The following is a 1,519-nucleotide window of genomic DNA, read 5'->3' as shown; positions in this document are numbered from 1 at the left end:
TGAGAGTCTGTGAAGATTTCCGAGAAATGCTTTTGGTATAATTCTTGCGTCCCGGCCACGATCTCGTAACCCTGCCATGAAAGCTCACGCACGCGTGATTTTGCCCAACCGCACCCAGATGGAGTTTCGCGCCAGCGACCTCGAGTCGCTGCTGCCGGAAGGTCATCGGGCGCGGCTGGTGTGGTCGTATGTTGCCGGGCAGGATCTGGCGCGCTTCTATGAGCGGATCCGGGTGCGTGAGGGCGGGGTTGGTCGGGCGGCGATTGCGCCGGAGATTCTGTTGTCGCTGTGGCTTTACGCGACGCTCGACGGGGTGGGCAGCGCGCGCGAGGTGGCGCGCCTGACCGATGCGCATGATGCGTATCGTTGGCTGTGCGGCGGGGTGCAGGTCAATTACCACACGCTGTCGGACTTTCGGAAGGATCACGGCGAGGCGCTCGACGAGTTGCTCAGCGCTAATGTGGCAACGCTCATTGCCGCCGGGGTGGTGAAGCTGCGCCAGGTGGCGCAGGATGGCATGCGGGTGCGGGCCAGTGCGGGGGCGGGATCGTTCCGGCGCGAGGACAAGCTCGCGGGCTACCTGGAGGCGGCCCGCGAGCGGGTCGCGCAGCTCAAGGCCGAGCTTGAAGCCGACCCGGGCAGGGCCGAGCGGGCTCGTCAGGCGGCGCGGCTGCGCGCGGCCCGTGAGCGCGAGACCCGGGTGGCCGAGGCGCTGGCGCGCTTGCCCGAACTCGAAGCGATCAAGCGCCGCCAGGGCAAGGCGGCCGATCAGGCGCGCGCCTCGACGACCGATGCCCAGGCGACGGTCATGAAGATGGGCGACGGCGGGTTTCGGCCTGCGTACAACCCGCAGTTGGCCAGCGATGTCGACTCGCTGGTGATTGTGGGCGTCGAGGTGGCCACGATTGGAAGCGACCAGGGTCAGATGGTGCCGATGATCGAGCAGGTGCGCGAGCGTTGCGGTCAGACGCCCGAGGCCTGGCTGGTCGATGGCGGCTTTGTGGGTCACGAGCAGGTCGAACAGGCCAGCGCGCACACCACGGTGTATGGGCCGGTGCCGGCGGCCAAGGACAAGGCGGTGGACCCACACCAGCCCAAGCCCGACGACAGTCCTGGCGTGGCGGCATGGCGCGCGCGCATGGGGACCGATGAGGCCAAGGCGATCTACAAGAACCGCGCCGCAACCGCCGAATGCGTCAATGCCCACAGCCGCAACCGGGGACTCCAGCAGTTCCGCGTGCGCGGACTGGCCAAGGTCAAGTGCGTGGTCCTGTTCTTTGCCTTGGCCCACAACCTGATGCGGATGGCCAGCCTCGCGCCGGAGATGCTTGCCTTCGGGAAAGGTGCGTCTGCAGTGTCCGGAATCGGGGCTTGAGCGTACGAAACGGCGAAAAACGACCCGAAAAACCAGATAACGCGAGTGCCTTCATGCTGAACAGATCATCTGACCGCCACAGCGATCACAAACCCACTCGCGCCCCCTTCGGCGGGCGTGACCGAAAAGCTCACAAGCTCTGAG

General features: G+C 66.2%; 1 protein-coding gene. It reads left to right on the top strand.

Going from position 1 to position 1,519, the window contains the following annotated elements:
• The first annotated feature begins 76 nt into the window (after window positions 1–76).
• Window positions 77–1,375: an IS1182-like element ISPst13 family transposase gene (locus N5J71_RS22265; protein ID WP_003459923.1), complete on the top strand. Its 1,299-nt coding sequence runs from the start codon at window positions 77–79 to the stop codon at window positions 1,373–1,375.
• Window positions 1,376–1,519 lie beyond the last annotated feature (144 nt).

Origin of the sequence: Ectopseudomonas oleovorans (assembly GCF_029845265.1) — a bacterium.
GTDB lineage: Bacteria > Pseudomonadota > Gammaproteobacteria > Pseudomonadales > Pseudomonadaceae > Aquipseudomonas > Aquipseudomonas oleovorans.
Note: the sequence above shows the minus strand (reverse complement) of the source record. Positions and strands in the feature narration are given on the sequence as shown.